Raw genomic sequence first — 4,377 nt, forward strand, 5'->3', positions numbered from 1 at the left:
CTCACGATCTTGCCAAAATGCCCGTCGATATGTACGATCGCGGGTAACTCCTGGCTCATCATGCACGATCGATTCCCGCGCTCCCGCCAAACGATTGACGAGTGTGGATTTACCCACATTGGGACGACCTATAATAGCAACGATCGGCAGCGACATAAAATTCTGAACAACAAGAGAGCAATATTCTAGTTTATCGCGATCGGGTGGAGATGGTGAGTAGTTCGGGTACGCATTTTGCCACTCAAACTCAAGTGACGATCCTCAAGCTTTGGTAAATTTAGAGATGGCGAACCTTGAGACAATTTATCTTTAGCTGAAACTTAATATCGATCGACTTTTGACTAAACGATCTTCGCTGTAATTGATCGGCGATCGAGACTGAGCTGTCAGTCAGCTATACCCAGAAAAAAAGATGCACTAGCTACGATAACTAGTGCATCTGAAAATTGCTTAAATAATGGCAGTTGCTAGAACTCCATTTCCGCAGCTTGAACGCGCTCGACTTGTTTTTTCTTGAGGACTAACAAGATTTGGGACAGCATAATCATAAACACAAATGCCACTAAACCGAGGATTCGATCGGGATTTTGGAGGACGATTTCGATATCTTTTTGACCGAAACCACCAACATTCGGATTATTAGTAATTGCTTGTCCGGCAGTGACAGCAGTACCTTCAGCAATGAGCAACTCAGGGCCAGCGGGAACTTTATCGATGACCGCGTCGCCAGTTGCTGGTTGGATCGTGACTTGAGTACTGCCATCTTCTTGCTTGGTAATTGCGGTAACGTTACCAGCAACCGAAGCATTGTACACACTATTATTGCTCTTTTCACCAGTCGGATAAACCTGTCCGCGACCGCGATTGGCTCCAACATGAACTTGGTATTTACCGAAGTAAATGCCTTTTTCAGTTTTGGGATTTGGTGAAAGTACTGGGAAGATAATTTCTTGGTATTTATCACCAGGTAATGGTCCGATAATCACGATATTATCTTTGCCTTCACCATAAGGTTGGAAATATAACCCTTGAGTTTTTTCCTTAAGTTCTGGGGACAGACGGTCTTCAGGAGCGATTTTAAAACCATCAGGTAACATCAACACCGCACCGACGTTTAATGGTCCTTTAACGCCATTGGCAGTGACTTGTTGAATGCTTTGGTCGTAGGGGATTTTGACGATAGCTTCAAATACCGTGTCTGGTTTGACCGATTGCGGTACTTCGATTTCGGTCGGTTTGGCAGCAAGGTGACAGTTCGCACAGACGATTCTACCAGTAGCTTCGCGGGGAGTTGCTGGGTAGGTTTGTTGTGCCCAGAACGGATATGCAGCGGCTGATTGGGGGAGTGCGAGATCGTTGGCGCAGAGAATGCTGATACTAGCCAACATCACGACTAGTGATTTGGTCGCCAACCGCTGACTGTGTTGCCAGACTTGGAGTAAAGTTAATTTCATAGATTAAGGATGACAGACGAAGAAAATTAAATAATATACAGATTTTTTAGGCTTTAGACTTGAGGTTTTAGCAACAGCTTGTGTTTTTAGCCCTAACACCTAACAGCTAATTCCTAATCCCTAATTTATGCCCACCAAGCTGGTTCGTCTGTACGGAAGTCGGTTTCAGTCCAAGGAGTCAACGAGATCGTGTCATTTTCAGTGACCGCAGCGTGAGCCAATGGCAGCGATAATGGGGCGGGGCCGCGCACTTTTTTGCCGGTTTCATCATACTGAGAACCGTGGCAAGGACACATGAATTTGTTTTCAGCTTTGTTCCAAGGGACGACACAACCCAGGTGAGTACAAATGGCATTGATGCCATAATCAACAATCGTGCCCTCGGCAACGACGATATAAGTCGGATCGCCTTTTAAGCCTTGGGTTAACTCCCGATCTCCCTTAGTTTTACCCGCAATAAAGGCACTGACTTTGACATCGTTACCTTTGGCATCTTTGGCAGTGGCACCGCCGCCAGCGGTACCGCTAGCTGGTGGGACGAAGTACGCGACAAATGGATAAGCCGCACCGAGTACCATCCCAGTAATCGTACCGAAGGTGAGCAGGTTCATGAATTGGCGACGACCGAGATCTGGTACATCCGCCGAATTAGCAAGTTGGGTCATAAACTCAATGATTTTTATCTAATTAATATCTTTGCACAACACTTAGTTGTCACCCGATCGGATCGCTATAGAGTCATGTAAAAGCTTAGAACACCTGATATTATGACATTTTTTGCACCCGATCGGTAGAGAAATCGAGCCGATCGTCAGGTAATTGCTGTTTGATAAGCTAGTCCGAATGCGCGATCCCAGTCTCAAATTGGGATATTGCGGTGGTGAGGTTTGAGGCGATCGAGTAGGGGCAATTCATGAATTGCCCCTACTCGATCGCTCAGATGGTGGTGCCAATTGTGGATCTAATTTAATCCTCATGCCTAACTAGGTGTCAGCAGATCGATCGATCGACGATCGCTATTAATTTCAGCAAGAGCCAGCGCGGTTAAACCACCATGATTTTTGCAAGTGCGATCGGCTCCAGCCTCAAGTAATAAGGCGATCAGCTCGTGATGCTGGCGATGGGTAGCCCACATGATGGCGGTTGCGCCCGTATCGTCTCGATCGTCCAGATTTGCTCCAGCCGCAATTAGCGATCTCATTAACCCTAGATCCCCAGCAATTGCGGCGAGGATCGGCGGGGTTTGTCCCTCTTTAAATGTTTGCTGGGGCGACACACCTGCCGCCAGCAACAGGCTGGCAATTTCAGAGTAGCCATTGACGATCGCCACGCCCAAAGCTGTCGCCCCCTGCTGATGCGCTTGGAGATCGGTGCCGGACTTGAGGATCGCCGCTACGGTGGTTGTCTGCTCGTGTAAGGTTGCTAAAATTAACGGCGTATCCCCCAGACTAGTAAGCAGATTAGTTTGCGCGCCAGCACCGATTAGTAGCTCGACTAATTCTAGATCGCCTTCGATCGCGGCTAAATGCAAGGCGGTTTCGCCATCTTGGGAGGCTAAACTAGGATTAGCTCCGGCAGCGAGTAATAGCTTGGCGATTTCCATCTGTCCCGCCGCCGTCGCCGCAATTAATGCCGTCCAGCCTTCATGATTTTGGAGATCGATCTCGACTCCTGCCGGAATTAGGGGCGCGATCAGATCGAGATCGCCACGTTCGGCAGCCAGAATCAGCAAACTATCACCTTCAATATCCACTGCCTGCGGATCTGCGCCAGCGGACAACAACAGATCGAGCATCGGTGCCTCCCCTGGTGCCGAAATTAGTAACAGCGGTGTTTTGCCATCGCTGCGACGATAATTAATATCCGCACCAGCCGCCAACAATTGGCGGGCGAGCCGCTCGTCATGACGCTCGATCGCGATATTGAGCGCATTATCCCCATCGCTATCGATCTTGGCGACATCCGCGCCAGCAGTAATTAGCAATCCCACAACCTCCCGCGCACCCGCTAACGTCGCCCCCATCAGTGCCGTACTGCCATCTTCATTCGTCGCATTTACATCAACCCCATGCGCCAACAATCGATCGACAACTCCAACTCGATTGGCAGCGGCGGCAAACATCAGGGCTGTCGTCCCAAATTGCTGCCGCTGCCGATTGACATCGGCACCAGCCGCCAACAGTAAATCGATAATTTGCTCGCTACCTTTTTGAGCGGCAAACATCAGGGCAGTGGTACCTTGGGCATCAGCTGTATTGACATCGGCACCACGTTCTAAAGCAGTAGTAAGTTGGCGGACATTACCCGCTTTAGCCGACTGAATCAAGGAGAGATTAAATTGAGGAGAAATCATGATGAATGCTGACCGATCGAGGAGAGATTAACTTAAGTAGCGATCGCGATCGATTTTGACGCCAGTAAGATCGTGCGATAAAACGGTAGCAGTTGGCAACAGCCGCTGGTTGGCAAAACAACAGCGGTGGAGATCGCACCATCCGAGCGACATTTTCTAGTCACAATTGCCAGCGATGAGCTGTCGCACATGAAGATCGATCTTCACGCCCTAAATCTCTCGATCGAGGCTGGAGCGATTGTCATCTGCTATTCCCAACACCCACAAATTTTATGCTAACTTTTATAAATATTCACAAAACGTTCGTGTCAATTTTTCCGATCTTATGGACTTTATTCCCGCTAATATTAAACCCTATCTCAATTTTATCCATCCGCCCTTGATGTGGATTTTATTGGCAACTTCTTTATATGCTATGTATTTGGGCTTCCAAATTCGCAAAACACGTACTGCCACTGGAGATGAGAAGAAACAACTCATTCAGGGTAAATATAATGTCCGACACTATCAGATTGGATCGATCGTCCTCGCGGTGATGGTGTTAGGCTCGATCGGCGGCATGGCAGTTAC

General features: G+C 48.3%; 6 protein-coding genes. 1 reads left to right on the plus strand and 5 read right to left on the minus strand.

The window, feature by feature from the left end:
- The 5 genes from RMO27_RS13710 to RMO27_RS13730 all read right to left on the minus strand — a co-directional run.
- Positions 1 to 156 (minus strand): GTPase (locus RMO27_RS13710; RefSeq protein WP_309733410.1); only part of this gene is annotated, 156 nt, incomplete at its 3' end.
- A gap of 311 nt (positions 157 to 467) precedes the next feature.
- Positions 468 to 1,454 carry a cytochrome f gene (gene petA / locus RMO27_RS13715; RefSeq protein ID WP_309733398.1) on the minus strand — a complete coding sequence of 329 codons (987 nt, stop codon included), beginning with the start codon at positions 1,452 to 1,454 and terminating at the stop codon, positions 468 to 470.
- A 125-nt stretch (positions 1,455 to 1,579) separates the two neighbouring features.
- Positions 1,580 to 2,119, minus strand: coding sequence for a cytochrome b6-f complex iron-sulfur subunit (gene petC, locus RMO27_RS13720; RefSeq protein WP_309733400.1), 540 nt, complete (start codon positions 2,117 to 2,119; stop codon positions 1,580 to 1,582).
- Between the two features lie 314 nt (positions 2,120 to 2,433).
- Positions 2,434 to 3,807, minus strand: a complete 1,374-nt coding sequence (locus RMO27_RS13725) for an ankyrin repeat domain-containing protein (protein WP_309733402.1) — start codon at positions 3,805 to 3,807, stop codon at positions 2,434 to 2,436.
- Between the two features lie 32 nt (positions 3,808 to 3,839).
- Positions 3,840 to 3,998, minus strand: a complete 159-nt coding sequence (locus RMO27_RS13730; RefSeq protein ID WP_309733404.1) for a hypothetical protein — start codon at positions 3,996 to 3,998, stop codon at positions 3,840 to 3,842.
- 134 nt (positions 3,999 to 4,132) lie between these two features.
- Between RMO27_RS13730 and RMO27_RS13735 the strand changes: the two genes are divergently transcribed.
- Positions 4,133 to 4,377: DUF4079 domain-containing protein (locus RMO27_RS13735; protein ID WP_309733407.1), on the plus strand; the 245-nt coding region annotated here is incomplete at its 3' end.

Source organism: Chamaesiphon sp. OTE_75_metabat_556 (assembly GCF_031378165.1).
In the GTDB taxonomy this organism is placed as follows: domain Bacteria; phylum Cyanobacteriota; class Cyanobacteriia; order Cyanobacteriales; family Chamaesiphonaceae; genus Chamaesiphon.

What these genes read in the sequence shown, in the direction of transcription:
- petA (WP_309733398.1), bottom strand. Translation starts at nt 1,454, where the DNA reads ATGAAATTAACTTTACTCCAAGTCTGGCAACACAGTCAGCGGTTGGCG.
- petC (WP_309733400.1), bottom strand. Translation starts at nt 2,119, where the DNA reads ATGACCCAACTTGCTAATTCGGCGGATGTACCAGATCTCGGTCGTCGC.
- RMO27_RS13725 (WP_309733402.1), bottom strand. Translation starts at nt 3,807, where the DNA reads ATGATTTCTCCTCAATTTAATCTCTCCTTGATTCAGTCGGCTAAAGCG.
- RMO27_RS13730 (WP_309733404.1), bottom strand. Translation starts at nt 3,998, where the DNA reads ATGTGCGACAGCTCATCGCTGGCAATTGTGACTAGAAAATGTCGCTCG.